Genomic DNA, 733 nt, shown 5'->3' with positions numbered 1-733 from the left:
ATTATACGTCGCTCAAGCTCCTGGAAAAGCGTGGCTCGGCGCTGTTTTCCGGCAAGGTCTGATGCTCAGGCTTTGAAAACATCCTTGTAGGTGTCGCGCAGCACGTTCTTCTGCACCTTGCCCATCGTGTTGCGCGGCAGGTCGGTGACGAAGGCTGTGAAGCGCGGTTGCTTGTAGCGTGCGAGCTTGTCGGCGAGGGCGGCGGCAACAGCCTTTTCGTCGATTGTGCTGCCGGGCGCGCGCACGATCACGGCGGCCACTGCCTCGCCGAGATCGGGATGCGGCAGGCCGATCACGGCGCTTTCGATGACGCCTGGCAGGTTGTCGAGTTCGGTCTCGACCTCCTTGGGATAGACGTTGAAGCCGCCGGCGATGATCAGGTCCTTGCCGCGGCCGACGATCTGCAGATAGCCGCGCTGATCGATGGTGCCGAGGTCGCCGGTGATGAAGAAGCCGTCGGGGCGGAATTCGCTCGCGGTCTTTTCCGGCATCCGCCAATAGCCCTTGAAGACATTGGGGCCGCGCACCTCGACCATACCGATCTCGCCAGCCGCGACCGGAGTGCCTGTCTCCGGATCGACGGTGCGGATCTCCGTGCCGGGCAGCGGCATGCCGACCGTACCGGCAATGCGATCGCCGTCATAAGGGTTCGAGGTGTTCATGTTGGTTTCGGTCATGCCGTAGCGTTCGAGAATGGTGTGGCCGGTCTTTTCGCGCCAGGCGTTGAATGTCT

At 62.5% G+C, this 733-nt stretch carries 1 protein-coding gene; it reads right to left on the bottom strand.

Going from position 1 to position 733, the window contains the following annotated elements; translation table 11 throughout:
* Nucleotides 1-65 precede the first annotated feature (65 nt).
* Nucleotides 66-733 (bottom strand): AMP-binding protein (locus tag AC1D0P_RS26520; protein ID WP_477679455.1); only part of this gene is annotated, 668 nt, incomplete at its 5' end.

The organism is Polaromonas sp. P1_G2 (genome assembly GCF_056405515.1).
The sequence above is the reverse complement of the archived record's forward strand: the minus strand, read 5'-3'. Positions and strand labels throughout refer to the sequence as shown.